Genomic DNA, 23823 nt, shown 5'->3' on the forward strand with positions numbered 1-23823 from the left:
ATTACTTGATGGAATCTAAGAAGTTTATTGCAGATGCTATGCTTGGTCGGTTAGCTCGCTGGTTACGTATCCTCGGATATGATACGGTATATCGCAAGCATACCAGCGATGCGGTTATTGTGGCGCAAGCGATTCGAGAACAACGAATTATCTTAACCCGGGATCGGCATTTTACGAAAATGAAATCAGCGAAAAATCATTTCTTAATTTCAAGCACACGGTTAGCCGACCAGTTTCGAGAAGTAGTTACCGCATTTCAATTAAACACGAATCAATATATTTTCACCCGATGTGCGGAATGTAATACTCCGTTAGTTCCAGTTAATAAAACTGAAATCATCCATCGTTTGCCGCTCTATGTTGCCAAAACGCAGGATAAATTCAGCCGTTGTCCGAGCTGCAACCGCCTCTATTGGGCAGGAACACATTTAAATCTGATGCGAAAAAAAATAGATACGATGTTACATGGATAAACCGTTATTATCATTTTCTCTTCTCCTGATATTATTATTCCTTCTCCCGCAATTTATTTTCCCGCTTGCTGAGGATTCCTATCTTATTCCAAAATTTACCTTATTATATTTCGGCATTATCCTAATCTTATTTTTATCAATCAGAAATCTTAAACATCAGATCTTAAATGTGCACTTATCGCTGATTGCTTACTGCTTAGTGGTCTTTCTTGTTCTCAATATTATCTCGCTTAGTTATGCATCAAGCATCCAGTTAGCTGCGAAAGAAATCCAGAAATGGGTCTTTTTAGTTTTGCTGTATTTCATTTTTATTTGGCTAATCCGAACCGAAAAACAGCTCGAAAAAATTGGGTATAGTTTACTTGTTTCTGGATTAGTAACCGCTATTTGGACGATACTGCAAGATTACCGAATACCATTATTCCGAGTGTTACCAAGACTACCTGACTGGCGCGGATATTTGGTTGCCGGGCTGGGTAATTCCGATTATGTCGCCGGATTTCTCGTTTCGATATTTCCGCTCGGCTTTGTTTACTATGCTGGTGTTACTGAAACGAAACGGAAAGTTTTTTTGTTCATCAGCTTATCCTTGATTTACGCGGCGTTAATTATCACGTTTTCAGTTGGAGCAAATGCAGGTTTGATTCTCGGGATGACTCTGGTTCTCGGATATATGTTTTATCATCGGAAACAACAAGGTTGGTTTCAGGATATTCGTCGTTGGCTCTGGCTAATACTTATTTTTGCTGGGATTACTGCGTTCTATTCATTACCGATTCCATTCAATGGTCGCGGCGAATCTATTTTTACCCAAGCATTTAAATCCGCTCGCTGGAAAGAGGGCGGGAATACCCGATTCGTTATCTGGTCGAACACTTGGGAACTTATCAAAGCCCAGCCGTTCTTTGGAACCGGCGCCGGCAATTTTACTTATCGCTATCTTGATTACATCGCCCCCCAGATTTTAACGAATCCGCGAATGAAACCATATTCCGGCGAATATACGAATGCAGCGCATAATGAGATCCTTCATACTTGGGCAGAACTCGGGCTACCTGGAGTTATAATCTTACTTTTACTGATTACTAGCTTCTATTTTTCTGTTTGGAGAATACTCTTTAAGCAGACTGAAATGTTATCTCGTAACCCTAAAACCAATGAATCTCTAAATACTAACGACTGTCTATTGTCTGCCTCTTTACTTGGGGGAATCGGTGGGTTTACCGCACTGCTCATCTATGGATTAATGAGTTATCCGCTTCATCTACCGACAACCGCTATGGTGTTTATCTTCTATCTTGCGATTCCGGAGATTATTTTGAATCTTAGCAATCAATCTCCAATCCTCGATAGTAGCACATCAAAACCCCGACCACAATTTGAAAGTATCAGCTTTTCCCTATCTACTAGCTTCTATCTTCTAAGTTCAATCTTATTTATCCTTTTATCATTCTGGGCGGTTCGTCCGTTCATCGCCGATATCTATTTCCGTATCGGGAAAGATGCGTTAAAAATCCAGAATGAACCGCAAGCGGTAGCTGCATTTATTGCTGCCACAAAGTGGGATAACCATGCGGATGCGCATTATCATCTTGGCGAGCTCTATCTTCGCGGTCGAGACTACGGCGGGCAGATTACTTTAGCGATAACCGAATTTGAATCCGCTCGAAAACAACGGAACGATAAATATCTACTTTATGAACTTGGAGTCGCATATCAATTAGCAGAACGATATCAGGATGCATTAACCTGTTTTAAACCTTTAACGGAACGACAGCCGGATAATCCGGAATATTGGGAGCGATTATCGTATGTATATCTAAAACTTGGAAAGCTTGATTTATCTCATGAAGCGCATCTGAAAGCAACTGAACTGAAAAACAATGATTGAACACCCAATCTCTAAGTATTTAGCGATTTGAATTTAGTGGAGTTATTTTGATTATTTATGAAATTTGGATGTTAGATTTAATTGAACCAGCATTTGCTAAATTTAGGATTTTATTTAATAATAATAGTTAGCAATTCGGAGGTTGTTTTATTTCGACCCCGACATATATTCGCAGCCGATGCGAAAATCCCTGGTGCCAAATAAGTGAAGGTCAATCCCGAAGGAATGATGGTATTTAATCCCTTCATGTACATGGTTGAAGATGCAAGGGTTAACTACTGGCACATTAGTCCCGCTAGAGAAGACTTACTGTTATCGATTCAGGTATTGATTGAGCGGTACCGAACAGGACGAAAGGTTTACCCGACCCAATTTCCGAGCATTCCAAGCTGGGCAAAACTCAATTGTCCTTAGCAGGGCTAATCACTGTCGCCGAGAGTTAGATTTGTCTTTGGCCGGACATAAATTAACCCTAAAGGGATATCAACCGTGCGCTGTAGCGCCATCGTAAATATGGAGTTAAAAAAACTTATGCGAATTATTTCGTTTTTATTAATTTTAAGTATTTTATCTGGTGTTCTATTTGAAGTAACTATGACTAAAGGAGAACTCAACAATATGACATCCATAGTTGAAAAACCTAGAACCAGGCTGATTATCCGTTGCGATGATATCGGACTCTGTCACGGGGTAAATATGGCATTTAGACGGGTTGCAGAACAGGGAATGGTTACTGCGGCTTCAGTTATGGTTACCACTCCCTGGATAGATGAAGCGGTTGAAATCCTGAACCAGCATCCGGAAATCAGCGTTGGTGTCCATTTAACGCTCAATAGCGAATGGAAAGAATATAAATGGGGACCGATTCTTCCCTATGACCAGGTTCCGACTCTGGTAAATGAATTCGGGAAATTCTATAGCACCCGGAAAGAATTTATGGCACATAAACCGAAAGTAGGTGAAGTAGCGAAAGAAATCCGGGCGCAACTTGATTTTGCGCTCCGAAAAGGTTTGAAAATCTCGTATATCGATAATCATATGGGCACAGCGATATCAACGCTTGAATTCCAACAAGAGATGGAGAAACTCGCAAAGGAATATAGGATCGGGATCTCGCGATATTTCGGAGAGATAGATATCGGGAACGTATATTCGTTTCCGCCGGAACAGAAATTAGCGGAAGGATTAAAACTCCTTGATGCGATGACCACCGCTGGAACCTATCTCTTGGTCTGTCATATCGGAACGGATACTCCGGAGATGCAAGCGATGACAGATGTTCATCCGTTCGGTTTAAAAAATATGTCTGTCCATCGGCAGGCGGAAGCGGATATGCTCTGCAATGCGCAGTTCAAACAAGCACTTCAAAAGAAAGGGATTCAACTTATCGGATATAATGAACTGATTAAAGAAGGACTGGATACAATGAAACGTCCGTTCACTTCTGATACCTACGAAACCGTGATGCAAGATACGACCATTCGACCGGTAAAATAGTAAATCCGAAATTCAAATATCACCACAAAATTCTGGATTTCAAAATTTGGGAGTTAGTTTGGTTTTATAATAAAAGCAACCTGTGAACTGAGTGAATCGTCTTATATAACAATTCCTATATATTTCGACTCGAGCTTTTATCTTCTATTCTATGCTAATTTCTGCGACGAATCTCCATAAAACTTATCGGTTCGATCAGACCGAAGTTTTAGCGTTGCGCGGAGTTGATATCCAAATTAAATCGGGTGAATTTATTGCAATTATGGGCCCTTCCGGTAGCGGGAAATCAACCTTAATGCATATTCTTGGCTGTTTAGATAAACCGTCTCAAGGGGAATATCAACTCGATGGAATTAAAGTTAGCGAGTTGGATGATAAAGCGTTATCTCGAATTAGAAATACGCAAATTGGGTTCGTATTCCAGTTTCATAATCTATTACCGCAGTTGACCGTGCTTGAGAATGTAGAGATGCCATTGATTTATGCCGGAGTATCGCGTCGGATACGAACTAAAAAAGCGAAAGAGTTGCTTGATGCTGTCGGATTAGGCCATCGGCTGAATCATGTTTCCACCAAACTATCCGGCGGAGAAAGTCAACGGGCAGCGATTGCGCGTGCGCTCGCGAACGACCCGAAACTGATTCTTGCGGATGAACCAACCGGTAACTTGGATACAAAAACTGGCGAACAAATTATGGCGCTATTTCAAAAAATTAACGAAATGGGGAGAACTATTGTTCTAGTTACTCACGAGCATGATATTGCGCAGCATGCCAAACGTATCATCTTCGTTAAAGACGGTAAAATTCAGTTTGACCATCCGATACAAGAAAAAGACCGGATTATAGCCAAAGAAATAAAAAGTTTGTAAGATTAGATACCTTTGTCTTACCGCAATATACTTTCCAGCATTTATTTTTAATGGACTTTCTTTTAGTATATACTATTTGTGTTTGTGTGATTTATAGATAGACCAATGATTATTGATTATTCGCAAAGAACCAATATTGATGTCAGATATCGGAAACAGAAAGCTGATGGGAGAGCTGGCTGGAATGATTGTTATCAGATGCGGTTCGTTCAAATCAACGAATTTCTTGCCAGATATTCAATACCGCAACATTGTCGAATACTCGAATTAGGGTGTGGTGCTGGGAATATTGTTTTGTATCTTGCGGAACGCGGTTATGAAGCGTTTGGTATCGACTTAAGTCCCGAAGCCATCGCTTGGGCGGAAGAGAAAAAAACACTCCTTGGCCTATCTGCTACCTTTTCCCTGGGTAATATAATCGAGTTAGCTGATTATAGTACCGATTATTTCGATTGCATTATTGACGGCGAATGTTTGCAGATGGTTATCGGTTCCGACCGTAAACAATGTCTATCGAATATCTGTCGTGTTCTAAAACCAGCAGGATTATTCGTCGCAGCTGCGCTCCTGCTGAATGAATCCTTACAGGACCGATATTATATTAATCCGGATAATATTTTCGACCCGCAAACCCAATGTTTGACTCAGCACGGGCTCCCATATTATTATCTCTCGCGGGAGAAGGAGTTCTTCACTGAACTTAACACAGCAGCATTTGAAATTCTTGAATTGAAACGGTCCCCACCGAAACATACTGACCACCCACTGATTGCCAGTAGGATTTCTGTTGTAGCAAGAAAAATAAAATATTAAATAAAATAAAAAATATTTAATCGCTAAGATGCAAAGATTCATCACACATGGGCTCGTAACGAGAATACGGTGTGTATTTATTTTGTTTAACCTTTGCGTGCTTTGCGGTTAGCTTTACATTATGGTAAAAGATATAACGGTTTTATTTCAAGGTGACAGTATCACCGATGCCGGACGAAATCGAAATGAATCGGATTCGTTAGGGTTTGGCTATGTATTATTTGCTGCGAGTTGGTTTCATGCGTCGCATCCGGAAAAACCAGTTCGATTTTTAAACCGTGGGATTAGTGGAAATCGAATAAAAGATTTACAAGCGCGTTGGAAGCAAGATTGCTTGGACTTAACCCCGGATATTGTATCGATTCTTATCGGCATCAATGATACCTGGCGTCGGTACGACCAGAACGACCCGACTACCGCTGAACAGTTTGAAGTAAAATATCGGGATATTTTGAATCAAACCAGCCAGTGCGGCGCAAAAATAGTGCTCTGCGAACCGTTTATTCTCCATATCTCAGAAGACCGGATTCGATATCGAGAAGATTTAAATCCGAAAATAGCAGTGGTACATAAATTAGCAGAAGAATTTAATGCGATTCTGGTTCCCTTCGATAAAATATTTCAACAGGTATCAAGTGTCCGTCCACCATCATTCTGGGCCGTTGACGGCGTCCATCCGACTCCCGTAGGTCATGCGTTAATGGCACAATATTGGTTACAAAAAGTTGAACCTTTATTACTATTTAATTCCGTCAGTTAGTGGAGCGAACCTGTTCGTCAACGAACGTAACCCTAGGAAAATTAGTTTATTATAGGATATAATATAATAATATATAACGTATCTACTCGAACCGATGTATTATGCAATTGTCGAATAAACTACAATCGTTTAACGCAACTCCGCCGTGGGCGATATTACATTTACCACCCGAAGTTGATGCGATATTATCAGCGAGTCCGCAGGTGACTCTTGGAGAGAATATCGAGCAGTTAGTTGATGTTGCTTGCGGCGGACCAAACAGTGATACATTTACAGTCGCCTATGATGTTCCCGGAAAAGGTGTGGTGGTTGAAGCGGTTGTGAACCGAGTACGAAATGGCATCGTTGCAAATTATACTGACCCATATATGCGCCGTCGTGATCCGGATAGTCTAATCGTTGCGGATGATAAACCAACAGATAAAAAACGGTTCGACGAATTGTTTGGCAACAATTTTGAAGTATTACGGCAGGAAACATTCGCTTGGTTGAAACAACAGAAATTATTGGTGTTTGCGTTTATTGCTGGACAGAAAGAAATGGGCGTTGATGCGGTAGCAATCGCGCCAGATAATGCTGGGTTTTTTGCGCTCGGGTTAGCATTATTACAAGGAATAATCGCACCGAATCAATTATCGCCTCGATTTAAGCCGAGAGCGATAGTTTATATTGCACCGCCGTTTCGGCATTCACATTTTCATGGAAAACAGATAGTCGTGCATAATCGCCATGAAGAACTCCATGAGATATTTGCATACAATCTTTACCCGGGACCGAGTGCGAAAAAAGGAATTTATGGTGTATTAATCGAACTTGGTGCGCGAGAAGGTTGGGTTGCGGCGCATTGTTCTACGGTACAGGTGATAACGCCGTATGATAATTCTATCACCATAATGCATGAAGGAGCGAGTGGCGGCGGGAAAAGTGAGATGCTCGAACATGTGCATCGGCAACCGGACGGACGGTTATTAATCGGGCAGAATATCGTTACGGGAGAACAACGGTTTTTATCGTTACCGCGCGCCTGCGACCTTGCGCCAGTTAATGATGATATAGCATTATGTCATCCATCGTTACAGAAAGATGATGGGAAACTGTATCTGACGGATGCAGAAGATGCATGGTTTGTCCGAGTTGATCATATCACCGAATATGGAACCGACCCGTTTCTTGAAAAACTTACAGCGCAACCGGATACCCCGTTATTATTTCTCAATATTGATGCGGTACCGAAAAGTCGGGCGCTTATCTGGGAGCATATCGAAGATGAACCGGGAAAACGATGTCCGAATCCGCGAGTAATTATTCCGCGGAAAATCGTTCCAGAGATAGTTAATCGCGCAGTCGCGGTTGATATTCGAAGTTTCGGAGTTCGCACGCCGCCTTGTACTAAAGAGAATCCAAGTTATGGAATTATTGGATTGTTTCATATTTTACCGCCAGCATTAGCATGGTTATGGCGGTTGGTTGCACCACGTGGTCATGCGAATCCGAGTATCATCAAAACCGAAGGATTGAGTAGTGAAGGAGTAGGATCATATTGGCCATTTACCACTGGGCGGCGAGTTGACCAAGCGAACTTATTATTACGCCAGATTATCGAAACTCCGCGGGTGCGCTATGTTCTTTGTCCTAACCAATATATTGGCGCATGGCGAGTTGGGTTTATGCCGCAATGGATTATGCGAGAATATCTCGCTCGGCGTGGCAGTGCAAAATTCAAATCTGACCAAATTCAACCTGCCCGATGTCCCTTATTAGGCTATGCGATTTATTCGATGCATGTCGAAGGAACCACAATTCCCCATTGGTTTCTCCAGGTAGAAACCCAACCGGAGGTTGGGCTGGAAGGATATGATGCAGGCGCGCAAATCCTCTATGATTTCTTCCGGCAGGAATTAGTAAAATATCTTGAACCTGACCTTGATGTTTTAGGACAAAACATTATTTATTGCTGTTTAGACGGTGGCAAAATTAGCGATTATGTTCAGTTTATTCAGCACGAATAATAAAAAAATTTTTACTCTTGCAACTCTCTAACCTTTACATCGTCACATCTATGGCAGTAGCTATCCAATGATGAAGTTCATTTTGTAAAAATTCGTATCGGGACGATAATTCAAGTTGTTCATCTTTCTGTATAGATTTGACTTCAGTTCGATACCGAAGTGTCTACGAACGAGATATCATCTCGTTCGTAGACACTCCGCTTGTAATCCCAGCATAATTCGGTAACAATTTTGTTATTCGAAGAGTTGCCAGAACGATTTTATTTCCGTGGGGAGCGTTTCATAGACTTCAAATTCAGGGAGTCGCGCGTAGTTATCAATTCCGCAGTTGGTGATATATATCCGAATGAATCGAAGTTGCTTCGGGGTATTGTAGAGGCAGTTAACCGAACTGAACTGCGGTGAATTATCCACCGTAAACTCGGTTGTCCACGGTCCGTTCAAAGATGTTCCGGATTGAATTTGGAAATTTTTGAAATTGTATATAATCCATTCACCTGCTGCTCCCGGCATTTGAACAGTGAATCCGCTAACCCACCGCGGTTGGCCGAGGTCAAGCGCCAACCAATGCGGTGGCGGAGTTCCGTTCGAACACCATTTACTACTGCCGCTAATGACCCCATCATACGCTTTATACCCTTCCCAACCGGAACCATAGATACTATCTGTTTGAGAACTCGCGCACGATAACGCAATGTTAGTTCCAATCGGGGTTAATCGTTTTGGTTGCGTGGTGGTTATCGCTGCAAACTGCGCTGCTCGAGAGCTATAAATCGAAACCATTTGCGAGTAGTCGGTGAAATGATATCGGTCAATGCCAAACCGATTATCACCGTCGCCGATATCATAACTTTGTGCTTGATACCCCCAATGCATAAACCCGCGCGCACCGCGAGTATCCAGCCATTTAGTCATCTGCGCTACGGTGTTCACTGTTCGATTACCGTAGGTTGTTTCCCAGCCGAATTCTTCGATAATCAGCGGTTTCTGGAGCCGGCTATGGATCGTCCAATTTTGGGTTTGGTCTTCCCCGTTATAGCAATGCTGGGTCATAAAATCGAGATATGGACTTGCATAAAGGTTATACCCTGCAGTTTCGCCGATTTGCGTATGGTCAATTCCGATGAATCCGGTAGTAACCATATGGCTCGTATCAATCGATTTGATAGTTGACGATACTTCAAGCGCGAAATTGATAATATTATTCGGATTCTTGATATCAGTCAGTTCATTGCCGAGTTCCCAGGCGAAAATAGCGTTATGGTCTTTCAATTGGGATACCGCAAGTTTAACAAATGGCAGATAATTAACTCGGAACCCGCCAGCGAACCAGACATCATCGAGCAGCGTCCATCCGCCGGGTTGCGTTGAATAATAGCTATAATCTCCTGCTGGGCAATATCCAGTATTATATCCATCAGTTAAACAGATAATCGCTTTCAATCCACGAGCATCCATTTTATCGAGAACGGTTTTCAACCGGTTGACATTTTCCTGATGTGTTGTATTCGCTGCAGGCGCAAAAATCCGGATAACCTTTCCACCGAACGATTTAACCCCATCGAGATTTTCGTCAATATGCCCGGAAGTAGGCCAGTATAATGGATAACCATAACCATAATGAACTAACCCGCGAATATTAACCCCAACGAACCGAAATGTGGTTCCATTCAGATAAAATTCTGAACCATACGGTTTGATTATCTCGCGTGGCACCGCATACATTTGAGAAAAAATAGTAAGTAGAAAAAGGATGTTTAGGATATTCAATTTATAGTTTCGCATAATTGAGATTATACTGTAGCATAGAATGGAAATGATTCGAAAGAAAAAGCGGTGCATAGAAATAAAACTCAAGGCGGTAATCCGTTCAATTCGTTTGCATGAACCAAATGACAAAATTTGCAATTTGATTGTTTACTCTGGATTGCGCAAGCTTACTTGCGCTTTCAATGGTTGAAGCTTGCTTCAACCATAATAACATTTTCCGAAGCAAGCTTCGGAACATCAAAACGGTAGCAAGCTACCGCATTCCAAAGTTTACTGCAATTTAAATTCTACTCGAGAATTACTTAATTTCTCTTTTTTCTCCGGTTCCAACTGTTTCGGTTCGGTTAAAAATATCCGTTCGGGTTTAACTTTATTCGTTGCAATAATATATTGTTGGACTGATTTTGCTCGGTTAGCCGCAAGTAGTTTCAAATCATCATCGGTAATAATAATATTCTGCCGGATAAGTTGTTCCATTTCCGGTACCGGCAAAGTTTTGGTTAATCCGATAATATTTTTTTCTTTCGGAAACTTTTCTTTTTTATACACGATAGTGAGATATCGTTCGTATTCTTTAGGGTCAATAACCACCTCGTCAACCGGTCGGTCAGGTTCGCCTTTTTTAATCAACTCCTGCAACTTTAGCGATTTCAATTTTCGGGAGAACATTAATTCCCGCAACGCTTCCCGGTCTTGATTAACATCAACATATCCGGTAATCTCAAGCTGTAATGCTGGCCGTTTAACCAGTGCATCAACCAATTTATCTAGCTTTTGAATATTCGCTTCGGTAATCTGATAATGAGCTGGCGCAAACTCTAGATACGAAAATTCTTCCGCATTTCCCCCCAGAATCGCTCCGAGTAAACTGAATGGCGAAGTGAGCGCTTTCGTAAAAATATTTATAATAATTTTTAGAATAATCGTTCCTATACGAAACTTCGGATCATCAAGATTGCCGGACACCGGAATATCAAGATGGATTTCACCATTTAAATCTTTCAGCAGCGCTACCCCTAGTTTAACCGGTAACTTCAGCGCGTCCGGACTATCTACTTTATTCCCGAAATCGAATTGGTCGAGAAAAACCGTATTTTTCGAATCGAGTTTCCGTTTGTCAATTAAACAGGATATATCGAGAAATAATTTCCCTTTTTCAATTGTATATCCAACATACTTACTGGAAAATGGAGTTAATGCATTCATATCGAAATTTTTCATCGCCAGTTTTAAATCGATATAGAGTTCCTCGCGTAACGGATTGATTTTACCGATGATTTGAATGGGTGCGGTATTATCAATTCTGCCGGTTAACATGATATCTCCGGCTGTGGTGGATTCAGAAGTCAATCCGATAATTTGGCAGGTTATATCACTAAATTGCGTTGTGTATGCGGGAGAGATAGATTTATCAACGAAATTTATTTTTCCCTGATTTAAAGTAATCCGGTCGATTTTAATCAGTTTGCTAGTCGGTGGTTCTGCCGGTTTAGTAGTGCTAACCGTAACAATTTGTGTCGTGTCGTTCGAAACGAAAATATCCGATAAATTAATAGTACTATCCGCATTAATCACCACATTCGTATAAACATCAGTTAATCCGATGTCGCGAATGTGAACGGTAAACGGGTCAGAAGCGAACTCGATTCCATTAACTTCAAAAGAATTCCATTTTAAAAAATCTTCTCCTGTTAACTTTTCTTTAGAAACGAATTCAGCAAGTTGTGCTTGACCGGTATAGGTTATCACCGGCGTTCCGTTCTGATTAGTGCGATACGTTATTGCGCCTGTGATAGATGCATATCCGCTAGTGATTAGGATTTTTATTCTATCTTCAATATAGGGCTGCAATAAAAACACCTCGAGTTTCTGCAACGCTAAATCCGATTGCAGCATGACCGGAGTTAAGGTTAACCATCCGGAAGTATTAAAACTCCCTTTTTTATCGAATTGGCACGATAAATTTAACCGCGCTCTTCCATCACTACTTACATTTGAGAGATTGGCGATATTAAGTTTCAGGTCAGTTAAATTAATTTCTGCCGCTCGTGCGAGCGTTTGGTCAATCCAGTTGATAGTATATTTATCAAGATTGATTCGTTCGATTTTCGCTCTCCATTGCCGTTCAAGGTTGGTGGGTTGCGATGGAACCGGTATCGTAGGTTCAGGATTCGTGGTTTGAAATAGTGAATCGAAAGAAAATCGACCGGAGGGATATCGCTCAACCACTAATTTCCCTTTAGAACTCGCTATTTCTTTAGCGAGTATAGTTTTATTCAGCACATCGACCGCAATATCTTTTGCAGTGAAATTTGGGATAATGACGAAATCTGGTTGTCCGATATCTTTTGTTAGTTTCAAATTGCTGATGGTAATCGTGACCGCAGAAAATTGTTGTATTGGTTTCGTCGGCTCCTGCGTAACATTATAGTTTCCAGCGACTTGACATGTTCCATCTTTTACTTGAAACAAAATTTCGGTTTGATAATACGGGGTATATTTTTTTACCGGAATTCTATTGAACGCAAACGTTCCCTGTGATGCGAACGGTTCAATGATGAGGGTGCCAGCAGCCGTAACTTCTTCTTTTTCTTTCGTAGTTAGAGAACATAGATATCTAGCTGAACTTGACGAGGCAGTACTAATATTTTCTGCAGTTAAGTCGAACGATTCAATAACGGTCTGGAACGGATTTGCTGGTTTAAAATCTTGAAACGCAATTCTGGCTTGCTCTATTCGAAACGAGTCGATATTAATCTGAGCCGAGCCCGATTCGCTCTTCTTTTCAGATTTCGGTTTTAATACTTCCAAATTATAATTCCCATTTCTATTTCGGATAACATTAACTGTCGCTAAGGAAACCGTGAATTCATTCAGATGCCATTGATTCCGGAACACATCGCCGGTGTTAATATCAACTCGAATTAATGGGAAAATCAGCATTGGATTGCTTTTCAAATCCTGGATTTCTAGGTTTTGCAGGGTAATCAACCCGCGGACAATTAATGAGGGTGAATCCTTGGTGGTATTGATAAACGAAAAACTGGTGCTGAAATTCGCATAGCCGGAAGCGAGTTTATACTCCATTTTTATCGGGATATACGCGAGATAATACGGAATATCGATATTCTTGAAATTAAACGTAAACTCGGTTTCTCGCGAACTCGAAAATGGTTTGGTTTTCCCAGCTGATGTAACCAGCGCATTGTTAATGATTGCGGAAAATGACGGTTGGACGAAAATCGTTTCTTTCGCCGGTAAATTAGAAATAAACGGAACGTTTAAATTCAGCTGTTCGATACGATGGTTAGTCTTTTTCGGAGTGTCAGCAAAATCAATGATACCATCGCTAATCTGGATATTATTCAACGAGAATCGGATTTTTTTCGGTTTCTCATTTAGCGGTGGGGTAGATTTGGCGGGGAGTAGATCCGAAAAGTTATAGGTTAAATCCTGATTCCGAACGATATTAATATATGGTTTTTTGAGTCTGATTTCATGAAATACATACCCGCCACGGAATAGCGAACTTAACTGGAAATTCAGATAGAGTTCGTCAAAAGCAATAAATTTCCGCTGGCTTTTCAGTTCTTGAATTTGGAAATTGTTAATGGTTATTGCATAGGTATATGGATTCAGTTTGATTTTTCCGATACTCACTTCCCGATGCAGAACCTGCGATAATTTTTTAAGCGCATAATGTTTGACCAGTGGCGGTAAGATACCAAATCCGAGAATGGTATATATTACTAGAATGGCGAGGAACCATATTCCGATTTTTTTATGTTTCGACGATAGCGGTTTCATGGTTGTATCTCCCCAGCGGGTGTGGGGTATTTTGATTATAAATCAAAATTATAACATTACAATTTACCGTTAAATCTGGTAGATATAGTATAGCACTTAGGATAAATAATAACCTTAAATTACTTGTTTTGAAAGCAATTATGAATTATGAGGGAACTAAAACCATTACTTTTAAGAGGTGTTACCAGAGAATATCATTTCCTTTAATTATTTCCATAGTTATTCCCTGTTTTTCAATCGTCAGTCCGGAATAAACCGTTGCTGCGGTCTGGAAGAAAATCGGGTTCCGGTTGGTATCCGCAAACCCCCAATCATGCCATGGCGGTGATGGCTCAAGCTGGATTGATGTCCCTTTGCTGGAGATGAACCGGCCGGAATCAAGGTTGCCGAAAAAATAATACGGGTCACCATTTCCGGCGAGTTTTCCAGGTGCATCGATATTCGTTCTACCGTCAGTAGCATCCGCAGGTATCCAACCGTAATTCGGAAGATAAAATTCATTCCAGACATGATAGTTCTTTTTTGCGGCACAACACCAATGCCCATTAACGACTCTCGCCGGGATGCCGACCGCACGACATAACGCAGTGAATATCAAACTATACTCGCCACAATCCCCGGTTTTCCGAGGGAGTGAAAACCGAATCCCGCGATTCGGCGGATACACATACGCGATATTATTGATACACCAGGTATAAATTGCTTTCGCCTGATAGTAAGGATTGGTTTCCGACCCGATAATCTCCTTCGCTAATTGGACTACTTCCGGAGTCAGCTCGATAAACTCTTGCGTTCGGGTATAATATTTATACATCGGGTCGTTCATATCGTAGGAACCGACTCGCGCAGGGTTGATTTTAAATGCGGTTTCATATGCGATGAACTTAAAATGTCGGGTGATAGTTATATCTTTTCCTTCTTCGACTTGGTTCGATAAATCCCAGAACTCAATAATGTTCCCGTCAATATCTTTAGCAGTGATCCGGTCGGGTTGCGGCGAAATAGAAAGATATTCTACATTCCGCTGGTTCGGTTGTTCTGATTGCCGGGCAATATAGAGCAATAAAATCGGTCTGCCTGGATTTTTTTCCATCTTCCAGAAGACCGGTTCTTCAGAGAATTCATACAGCGTGACTGTATCCGAATTAACTAGCTTGATTCCTTTCAATTCATAGGTTATCTTCAGTTCTACTTCTCGCGGATTTATATAATAGGATTTCATAATCGAACTCGGTTGATTAGATTTTTGCGTGATTGAAGTATGCAATCCTGCGCAACCGGATATGCTTAAACCGCATATTAATAAAATAATACATTGATATTTTTTTTGCATTTTTCACTATCCTAACCAGCGAGTTTTACATAATAATATCATATCTTATTCTGATTAAACCAGCAGTTTCGACTGCTTTTTGTAGAAACCTTAAGGTATCTAATATTCCCAATGCGCTGAATCGCCGTATAAAACTTCTACCCGGGGGGTAGCTGTGGGTTATCGAGGTTTTCCGTCAAAGGCGTTAAACCCTCTGTTAGACCGCCGTGGTTAAAAATAGGTAGAACCGGTGTGACCGTTTAATCTGTTTTTTCTGTTCTTTTTAAACTAATGAAACCGAATTATTTCGAATTAAGTTTTTTAATTCTTAGCAGTATCGTTTATGTTCTATTAGAATTTATCCGAATTATTCCGGATATAAAAATAGTTTCTATTAGTATCATCATTGCCTGGGTAGGGTATGTGGTCTGGAAAGCAGTTAAAAATAAAGGGATTCTTACCTATTGGGGATTCCGCGGTGATAATTTTCTGCCTTCGATCCGGTCCTGTTTATATTTCACCATTCCAGCTATCGCATTGTTGGTTGGATACGGTATATTAACTGGCCACTATCTGTTACCGCAGACGTTCTGGATGATATGTTTATTATATCCGATTTGGGGTATAATCCAGCAGTTTGCGTTACAAGTATTAGTTCATAGAAATCTACAAGAATTGATAAAACCGGTTTTTTATCGCTGTCTGCTATTAGGGTTGCTCTTCTGTTCAGCGCATATATACGATTTACGGTTGGTCCTACTTGCGTTCCCAATCGGATTCGCATTCTCTTGGATATATAGTCGGTATCCAAATCTCTGGGCGCTCGGAGTCTGCCACGGTATCCTCGGTGCAATAGTATATTATTTCGTTCTCGGACTCGACCCGGGAAAGGAAATAATCGGTTTCATACTGCAGTTTCGATAAATTTACGCTATGATATAATTGCACTGGTTAAAACTTATTAATCCCAAATTATTAGTTAGACTATGTATTAAGATTGGAGGAGAATCGATGGAGATAACGTTAAAGCGACAATTTATCGATCGATGGAATAAATATTTTCCAGCGATTGAATTTCCCATCGTGTTTTATTATACTAACGAAGCCGGGATAGGAGAACTCGCACCTACTCCAACGGGATGGAGCTGTGTTATCACTGATTTAGTTAATGTCCAGCATACCGGTAGAACAATTTATTTTGAGGAGAAGAATATAGCGTGTGCTGGCGGAAAACGCTATTTCGGGTTCATGCCACAACTTCGGCCGAATTTCGAATATTTTTTATCCTACGGTATCCCTGGACAAATGGACGGAGAACGATATAAAAAAACGCCGGAATTGGTTAAAGAATTATTGGTTTATCAGCCGGCTTTTGAGGCGCCAGCGAAATATATCGTATTCAAACGCTGGGATAATCTAGAAGTTAATGATGAACCGATAGCGGTGATATTTTTTGCGACACCAGATATACTTGCCGGATTGTTCACGTTAGCTAATTTCGATGAACCGAACCCGTATGGGGTTATTGCGCCGTTCTGTTCCGGTTGTTCTGCGGTAGTTTATTATCCATATAAAGAGAGTATCTCGGATAAGCCTAAAGCTATTCTCGGTCTATTCGACGTTTCTGCGCGGCCGTGTGTAGGTGCGAATCAGTTAAGTTTTTCGGTGCCGTTTGAGAAGTTCATTCGTATGGTTCATAATATGGATGAAAGTTTCTTGATAACCGACTCGTGGAAGAAAGTTAAGGAGAGACTATAACGTTAACACCGAAAAACTTAAGAACGGATAAACGGAGAAACATAATGCAATACGTAACGTTGTCTATCGGTTATATAGTTCTTTCGTTTTTCGGTTCTTCAGTTGGTTTTCTTTTCATTTCAGAAATAATCAATGCTGCGAATATCAGCCCAGCACCAATCCAGCCGCGTAATGGTAATGTTTCTCGCAGTAACAGATACGCGAAAATTGCAGCGAATACCGGTTCAAGCGCATAAATCAACCCCGCCCGCGTCGTATCTGTCATTTTTTGAAAATATACTTGGACAAGATAACAGCCGATAGTCACAAATAACATTAAATATCCTACCCCGAACCATTGATTGATAGACATTACCACCCAAGGTTCTCGAATTAACACAAGCGAGATGATACCACTGAATATCGTAACCGTAACAAATTGAATCCAGAGGATAAACAACGGGTGATATTTGAGAGTATAAATTGTTGTATAAATGATATGGAGCGCGAATGATATCGCACAGAGTATAGCAAGGATATCCCCGAAATTGAGTTGCCATTGAGCGTTTAAACTTAACAGACTAAGTCCGACTAGCGCAAGGAGTACACATAACCAAAGTCGAGGAGAAACAACAGTTTTTTGGATAAAAATAAGAAATATTGGAACCATGAGAACACTTAACGCAGTTAAAAACGCCGCTTGCGTCGCGGTAGTATATTTCATTGCTGCGGTCTGGAGACTAAATCCAGCGAATAACGTGAACCCAACCCATATACCTGGTAACAACGATGTTCGATTTAACTTCCGCAACTGTGGGTAAACGAATGGGAGTAAAAGTAGTGTAGCAATCCCAAATCGCAGGATGATAAGTTGATATATCGGCATAGTGGATACCAGCATTTTAACCGCAACGAAACTTGACCCCCAGAATAGGGTAGCGATTAATAGGATGATATCCGCGGTAAGCGATTTCGGTGGTTTGAAAGTCATGCGTTAGATGAATTAGATTAAGCGCAATAATAATATGGGACTATTTACATCCAAATGTCACAATCCAAAAGTTAAATGGTTAAATCCGACAATCAAACCTTTATCTAAGTGAGGCTTGACATTTGGCATTTTATAAACCACATATAACTTATTTAATAACTTACCTGTTATTCTAAAGGAACCAGTGTTCTATTCCGCTGGGTATACGTAGCGAGTTGGGTATATCCAACGGATTTCGCTAACGCTACTGCTTGCTCTAAATCTGCGCCGACATCTTTCGGTTGATGTGCATCTGAACCAAGTGTTATTGGAATCCTATAATGATAACAGAGTTGAAGCCAATCAGCGTGCGGATAAATTTCGCGAACTGGTTTCCGTAATCCGGCAGTATTAATTTCAACCGTCAGATTCATTCTTGCAATCGTTTTAACCGTTTGTTCAACTGCGCTCATAACATCCTTGGTCGGACGATATCCGAATATTTTCACTAAATCCAGATGTCCAATGATATCAACCAGACCGGACTGTGCGCAGCGTTCAAGTTCTGCTAAATATTGCAGATAAATCTGATTGATATCGCGAGTAGTATATCCGGCTATTTCATTCGGATTATCAAATCCCCAGCCCTCTAAATAGTGGATTGACCCGATAATATAGTCAAAAGAATATCCAGCGAGTATTTTTTGAAGTAATGGAGTATGGTCAGGGGCATAGTCTATTTCAATCCCGCTTTTCAGGATAATCCGAGGATAATATCGTTCCCGCAACTCTTCAATCTTAGCCGTGTAAGTATTAAATAGTTGGATTAACGGTTCAAATTTCTTATCATCCGCAGCTATATCGTTCATCTGGGAAATAAATAGATGTTCTGAGAATCCGAATTCCGTTAATCCGCGCGCTACTGCCTGTTCGACATACTCTTCCATCGAACCGACCGCATGGTTAGTCCGAGTTAGGTTGGTATGACTATGGTAGTCAAGTAGCATAATAAAAAAATAACCGCCGAGCGCACTGAGATCGCAGAGGATTATTATATTGCTTCCAAATCTCTGCGGGTTCTGCGTTCTCTGCGGTAAAAGTATTGTTTCTCGTTTAATGTACTACGATTTTATCATATCCAAGGGTAGTAGCTAAACTAGATTTGCCATTCAGTGGAAGTTCGAGTGTCGCTTCGATACAACCGTTTGGTAATTCGCGAATTTCACGAATTCGAAAACCGCGAAGAAACGCTTTAACTTTCGTTCGGCTAACCTGCCCTTTGCTTTCCTTAATTACTTTTCCGACTACCTTTGCTAAATTCCGTTGCGCAACTACAATTGCAGCCCGCCGTGCCATTAATTTCGCTTGCGCTGAACTAACGGAAAATGTCGGCGGTTTTCCGATTCCTTTAGCGACGATAACGTTCTGGTCAACCCTGATTTCATCGCAAGAACGAATAGTAAGTACTTTTTCAACTTTCGATATCGGTTGCGCTATTGCAAAACCAAATTCAATAATGAACCCTAATAGAAGAATCGTGATAAATGCTGAAAAAGTAATCTTCATATTATTACCACCAAGACACCAAGTCACAAAGGGTGGATATATAATGATATTATTTCTTGGTGCCTTGGTGGTTTATTTGATTTTTATATCTAGTCTATTTTGCGTGGTACTGGTTATCTCGACTTTCGGGTTCTGCATGGTGGTTAAGTCCGATTCGAGCTGGCTTACCGTTCCTGAATAATCGACATTTAATATCCCGATATTGTTAAAGAACAATCGGCGGTATACATTCTGGATATTCGATATTTTCTTCAATGCCGTTTCAAATGCGGTTAATTTCTGCAAACTCGGCGAACTTACGACTAATTGATAATCCGTCTGGTTATATACTTCTTTCCGCCATCGGTCGAATAGTTTATTAACAATCTGCGGCGCGAGTTTCGATCCCGCCATATTAAACGCAGCACGAGCTGCAGGTTTCGGTCCGCTAGCGCCTTTTTTTGCAGTATAGCTATCTACTGCAAGAATAGTACCGGTATCAGCTCTAACCGCTTTAACATCAATATTCGCAGTATAGAAATAAAGCGTTTCACCATAAACAACATCTGTTCCTGCCGATTCCGCATTCGCTTCACCAACGATAACAATATCCGCACCGAACCGTTTTCCGAGCGCCGCCGCTTTCTCCGGATTCTTATAATTCAGCGCAATATCCCGCGCTTTAATCTGTTCAAGTTGTGATTTATCAACCAACTCCAAACCGGATTCGAGCAGAGCCGACTCGATTTTCGTTCCGACATTACTGCTGGTCTGCTCTTCATCATCAATCTTTTCAGCAACCAGCACCATGACCAGCGGTTTCTCTTTCAGTGCATAAATCAACCCTTTCGCTAATAAATCGTTGTTCAGTTTACCGATTGAAACCACCGCTTTGACTTTAACCCAATATTCTCCAGCTTCTTTCCCCTCTTCAAGCAGTTCATATGATTGAACATAACCGGCAGTTTGCGTGATAATCAGGTCGTTTAATAATTTAAAATCTTTCACCGCACTGGTTGACGCGAGTACGACCCCGACCCCTTGTTCAACTGCGTTCCGTAGCGCATCGTGAACCGCTTTATCTTTCGCTTTTAAATCTGTTCCTGCCGCGCGACCTTCAGCAATTACGATTTTCGTTTCCTGCGCAAATGAAAAAGTAATAAACAGTGATATAAAAATAAGACTTATAAAGACTAGTTTAATTGTTTTCATAAGGGTACCCTTCAACAATTTTACATTACTACTTGCTCATTTTTAAAGTTATATTGAATTTGAAGGAGCAAAGTCCGAAGTTTACCCCGATAATTCGGGGTTCGGACTTTGCTCCTTTCATTGATTTAATATCCTTTACATGCAGCGCGAATATCCGCTAGCCGCACCTCAACCACAACTTCGAATGTTTTATCGGGCAACTCGCGAGCGGAAACAACCCGTGCGCCGCGAATAACCGCATCAACACGAGTTCGAATCCTATCATCGCGCGTGATGAAATCCTGGACAGTCGTTTCGCCTTCTATCCGAACGCCTTTAATCCGTTCCGCAAGATTCCGATACGCATCCGCTTGTGCTGCCCGTTGCGCAAGTAACCGTGCTTGCGCTGGGGTTCCACCTGGTCGTGGTGGCGGCGGCGCACCGTAGCCGGTTGCACGAATTACTGGCGGTCCCGGTGGCGGTCCTGATGGCGTAGTCGCACAGCTAACCAAAATCATTAAAAAACAAATAAGAACGAATGGAAATAAAACTTTCTTCATTGTGTTCACCTCCCAGAACTTTGGATTGCGGTAGCTTGCTACCGCTTTGATGTTCCGAAGCTTGCTTCGGAATAAGTTTTATCACTAGGAAGCTGGCTAATACCAAAGCGAAAACAAGCTTTCGCACTCCACATCTCAAAGACAAATTTAGCATTACCAATTAAAATTTAAAATGCTAAATGCTAAATTTGCAATGAATGATTTTATCAACGGTATATTATCGGAACCAATCCGTCCAGTGATAACGCTACATCAACTTCGCAAGTGCCGTCGGAGAGATAGCGGACTCCGATAACTTTTGCACCGCGAATGAACGCATCTACATTCGTTCGAATCGTATCGTCTTTCGTTATAAAATTCTCGACGGTCGTTTCCGCATCAATTCGCACACCTTTAACCTGTTCCGCAAGCAGCCGGTAGGCATCAACCTGCGCCGCGCGTTTCGCCATAAGTTTCTTCTGTGCGGCTGACCCTGATTCCGGTGCAACACCGGTTCCAGTAACTTTAATCACCCGAGTTGCCCATTCCGGAGTCGGTGGGACTTTTTCAGTCGGCGGTGGAGTCGTTGCGACTGGTTCCGGTGGCGGTGGTGCGCCGTAACCGTAAGCAATTATATCGCCATACTGCCGAGCAAGCCGACGACCGAGAATTTTCTCTAATTCCGCTTGTTTCATCATAACCGTAACTTCACACGTACCATCGTCTTCATACCGAACGTTGGTAACTTCGATGCCTTTAATGAATGTATCCAGCCGGGTACGAATCGTATCATTCTCAGCAACGAAATCTTTAACGAACGTGCCGGATGTTAATCGGAATCCCATAACCTGCTCGGAGAGATTCCGATACGCATCCGCTTGCGCCGCGCGTTTCGCCATTAATTTCGCTTGCGCATCAGACATCGTCTGCCCGATAACTACTGGGACGAAAACGAGAACTAGAATAAGTGTTGTTAATAGGAGAACATTTTTCTTCATAAATTCTCTACCTCCTTTCTATGGGAAATATTATTTATTATTTTAATCCATTTTATTCTTCATAGTATCAAATTATACTACTATCGAGTTCAAAATAGCAAATATTATATATACAAAAATTATATGCTAAGCTTTTTCATTTATAGAACTAAAATAATGTTATATTTCATTTTTTCGGTTAGCGGGAATATGTATAATTCCAACTATTCTTTCAGCTAACCGACTAGTAATCTTTCCGGTTTGAGTAATAATCAGATAACATATATTGTTAAGTTTGCTTACAAATGAATTAATGCGATTCTGGGGAAACCCGCACCGGGCATAAAATCTATATTTTGGATTCAGGGGTTTTAGGTTCAGGTGTTTCATTGCCCAGATTGCATCCCGATTATACATTTCGTAGAACCAGCCGCGTTGAAGTAAGACTAAACCGCGGAACTGCCGCCGGAAAAAATTGTATTGGGTATAGATATTTACCGGATGAAAGGGTACCACCCATTTTTTTATTACTCGGTTCTGCTGTTGTCGAAATAATAACGGTAATAACACGAACTTATTAAAAAGCGACTTTTTCAGCCGATAACAACACGCGTGCAGAAAAATTCCAAAATAGGAATTAAGACTAGCAGTTAATTTAGAATAATCAGCCTGATGTAATCTTAGAAAGATACCTTCCTTATTTCTATGGAGCATTGATTGAGTATACGTTCGAATAGCATTTTGGCAATTATCTACTATTCTGCGACGCACTAATAAATGGGTTGGCTTGACGATATATCCCAAAAAATCTATCCCGTTAGATACCGGTCGAATAAAACTCCGGTTGGGATTTAATTCTATCGCTAAATGTTCTTTTAAAAAGCAATCAATGGACTTTATCCATAGTTCGAGTTGTTCTCTATTTTGATGAAGGAGAACCAAATCATCGACATAGCGGAGGTAGTAAGGACATTTAATCGTATGTTTAATAAACTGGTCTAAAGGATTTAAATAGATATTCGCAAAAAACTGGCTGGTGAGATTACCAATTGGTAATCCTTTTCCTTCGGGAACATAAAATAAACTCTTATGCGGTGGCACATTTCGCCATTTAGTCGGAGAACAAGTAAACGTCGGATTGTGCGTCGGTTCATATAAGATTAACGTTTCTGTCAACCAGCGTATTTCGTCATTAGTAACTTTTGAAAGAACCAAATCGAGTAATTTATTTCTATCGATTGATGGGAAAAAAGCGCGAATATCGAGTTGCGCAAAGTATGCTCGTTGCGTAGTATTCGCGGTAACTTTCCGAAGAAACGAGCGTAATCGGGATACCGCTGCGTGCGTTCCTTTTCCTTTTCGGCAGGCATAGGAATCGTAAATAAAAATCGGTTCCCAGATTTTCTCTAAATAACGAACTAGTAAATGATGAACGACCCGGTCGCGGAAATCCGCGGCGAATACTTCTCGATACTTATCATTTTTTGAGATGAAACAGAACGATGCGGATGGCGCATAGGTTCGCGTTTGTAATTCGTGGGTTAATTCAAGCAGATTCTCTTCCGCATTAAGTTCAAACGCTAATGCCGATGGTTTTCCACGTTTTTTGCGTCGGCAATCCTGATACGCTCGATAAACATTCTGATATGTAAATAGGGAAT

General features: G+C 41.1%; 19 protein-coding genes. 9 read left to right on the plus strand and 10 right to left on the minus strand.

Annotated elements, in window-relative coordinates:
• The first annotated feature begins 8 nt into the window (after positions 1–8).
• The 7 genes from N3A72_05010 (at position 9) to N3A72_05040 (ending at position 8314) form a co-directional block, all read left to right on the plus strand.
• Positions 9–473 carry a Mut7-C RNAse domain-containing protein gene (locus tag N3A72_05010; protein ID MCX7918961.1) on the plus strand — a complete coding sequence of 155 codons (465 nt, stop codon included), beginning with the start codon at positions 9–11 and terminating at the stop codon, positions 471–473.
• A complete protein-coding gene (locus tag N3A72_05015) occupies positions 466–2364 on the plus strand; it encodes an O-antigen ligase family protein (protein MCX7918962.1) in 1899 nt (632 codons plus the stop codon). Before N3A72_05010 ends, N3A72_05015 begins: the two co-directional genes overlap by 8 nt.
• Before the next feature lie 531 nt (positions 2365–2895).
• Entirely contained in the window at positions 2896–3861 is a 966-nt protein-coding gene (locus N3A72_05020) for a ChbG/HpnK family deacetylase (protein MCX7918963.1), read from the plus strand.
• A 151-nt stretch (positions 3862–4012) separates the two neighbouring features.
• Positions 4013–4732 carry an ABC transporter ATP-binding protein gene (locus N3A72_05025; GenBank protein ID MCX7918964.1) on the plus strand — a complete coding sequence of 240 codons (720 nt, stop codon included), beginning with the start codon at positions 4013–4015 and terminating at the stop codon, positions 4730–4732.
• A 105-nt stretch (positions 4733–4837) separates the two neighbouring features.
• The gene (locus N3A72_05030; protein ID MCX7918965.1) at positions 4838–5545 is read left to right on the plus strand and encodes a class I SAM-dependent methyltransferase; all 708 of its coding nucleotides are present in this window, start codon (positions 4838–4840) and stop codon (positions 5543–5545) included.
• Between the two features lie 121 nt (positions 5546–5666).
• Positions 5667–6305 (plus strand): SGNH/GDSL hydrolase family protein, encoded by a 639-nt coding sequence (locus tag N3A72_05035; GenBank protein MCX7918966.1) that lies wholly within the window; start codon positions 5667–5669, stop codon positions 6303–6305.
• A gap of 101 nt (positions 6306–6406) precedes the next feature.
• Positions 6407–8314, plus strand: a complete 1908-nt coding sequence (locus tag N3A72_05040) for a DUF4914 family protein (GenBank protein MCX7918967.1) — start codon at positions 6407–6409, stop codon at positions 8312–8314.
• A gap of 234 nt (positions 8315–8548) precedes the next feature.
• On the opposite strand, the gene N3A72_05045 is transcribed toward N3A72_05040, so the two are convergent.
• The 3 genes from N3A72_05045 to N3A72_05055 all read right to left on the minus strand — a co-directional run bounded on the left by N3A72_05045 (position 8549) and on the right by N3A72_05055 (position 15224).
• Entirely contained in the window at positions 8549–10099 is a 1551-nt protein-coding gene (locus tag N3A72_05045; protein ID MCX7918968.1) for a discoidin domain-containing protein, read from the minus strand.
• Positions 10100–10354: 255 nt separating this feature from the next.
• Entirely contained in the window at positions 10355–13891 is a 3537-nt protein-coding gene (locus N3A72_05050) for a DUF748 domain-containing protein (GenBank protein MCX7918969.1), read from the minus strand.
• A 181-nt stretch (positions 13892–14072) separates the two neighbouring features.
• On the minus strand, positions 14073–15224 hold the full coding sequence (locus N3A72_05055; protein ID MCX7918970.1) for a transglutaminase domain-containing protein: 1152 nt from the start codon (positions 15222–15224) through the stop codon (positions 14073–14075).
• A 270-nt stretch (positions 15225–15494) separates the two neighbouring features.
• Between N3A72_05055 and N3A72_05060 the strand changes: the two genes are divergently transcribed.
• Together N3A72_05060 and N3A72_05065 are read left to right on the plus strand one after the other, a co-directional pair.
• Positions 15495–16127 (plus strand): CPBP family glutamic-type intramembrane protease, encoded by a 633-nt coding sequence (locus tag N3A72_05060; GenBank protein MCX7918971.1) that lies wholly within the window; start codon positions 15495–15497, stop codon positions 16125–16127.
• A gap of 87 nt (positions 16128–16214) precedes the next feature.
• Positions 16215–16961 (plus strand): DUF169 domain-containing protein, encoded by a 747-nt coding sequence (locus tag N3A72_05065; protein ID MCX7918972.1) that lies wholly within the window; start codon positions 16215–16217, stop codon positions 16959–16961.
• 70 nt (positions 16962–17031) lie between these two features.
• Here the strand turns inward: N3A72_05065 and N3A72_05070 are convergent, their stop codons facing one another.
• The 7 genes from N3A72_05070 to N3A72_05100 all read right to left on the minus strand — a co-directional run.
• The gene (locus N3A72_05070) at positions 17032–17931 is read right to left on the minus strand and encodes a DMT family transporter (protein MCX7918973.1); all 900 of its coding nucleotides are present in this window, start codon (positions 17929–17931) and stop codon (positions 17032–17034) included.
• Between the two features lie 167 nt (positions 17932–18098).
• Positions 18099–18917, minus strand: a complete 819-nt coding sequence (locus tag N3A72_05075) for a histidinol-phosphatase HisJ family protein (GenBank protein MCX7918974.1) — start codon at positions 18915–18917, stop codon at positions 18099–18101.
• Positions 18918–19023: 106 nt separating this feature from the next.
• Entirely contained in the window at positions 19024–19476 is a 453-nt protein-coding gene (locus tag N3A72_05080; GenBank protein ID MCX7918975.1) for a hypothetical protein, read from the minus strand.
• 72 nt (positions 19477–19548) lie between these two features.
• Positions 19549–20667: a hypothetical protein gene (locus N3A72_05085; protein MCX7918976.1), complete on the minus strand. Its 1119-nt coding sequence runs from the start codon at positions 20665–20667 to the stop codon at positions 19549–19551.
• 125 nt (positions 20668–20792) lie between these two features.
• Positions 20793–21206: an LPP20 family lipoprotein gene (locus tag N3A72_05090; GenBank protein MCX7918977.1), complete on the minus strand. Its 414-nt coding sequence runs from the start codon at positions 21204–21206 to the stop codon at positions 20793–20795.
• A 206-nt stretch (positions 21207–21412) separates the two neighbouring features.
• The gene (locus tag N3A72_05095; GenBank protein MCX7918978.1) at positions 21413–22183 is read right to left on the minus strand and encodes an LPP20 family lipoprotein; all 771 of its coding nucleotides are present in this window, start codon (positions 22181–22183) and stop codon (positions 21413–21415) included.
• A 159-nt stretch (positions 22184–22342) separates the two neighbouring features.
• A partial coding sequence (locus tag N3A72_05100) for a reverse transcriptase domain-containing protein (protein ID MCX7918979.1) occupies positions 22343–23823 on the minus strand: 1481 nt, incomplete at its 5' end.

It is taken from the genome of bacterium (assembly GCA_026416715.1).
In the GTDB taxonomy this organism is placed as follows: domain Bacteria; phylum UBP4; class UBA4092; order JAOAEQ01; family JAOAEQ01; genus JAOAEQ01.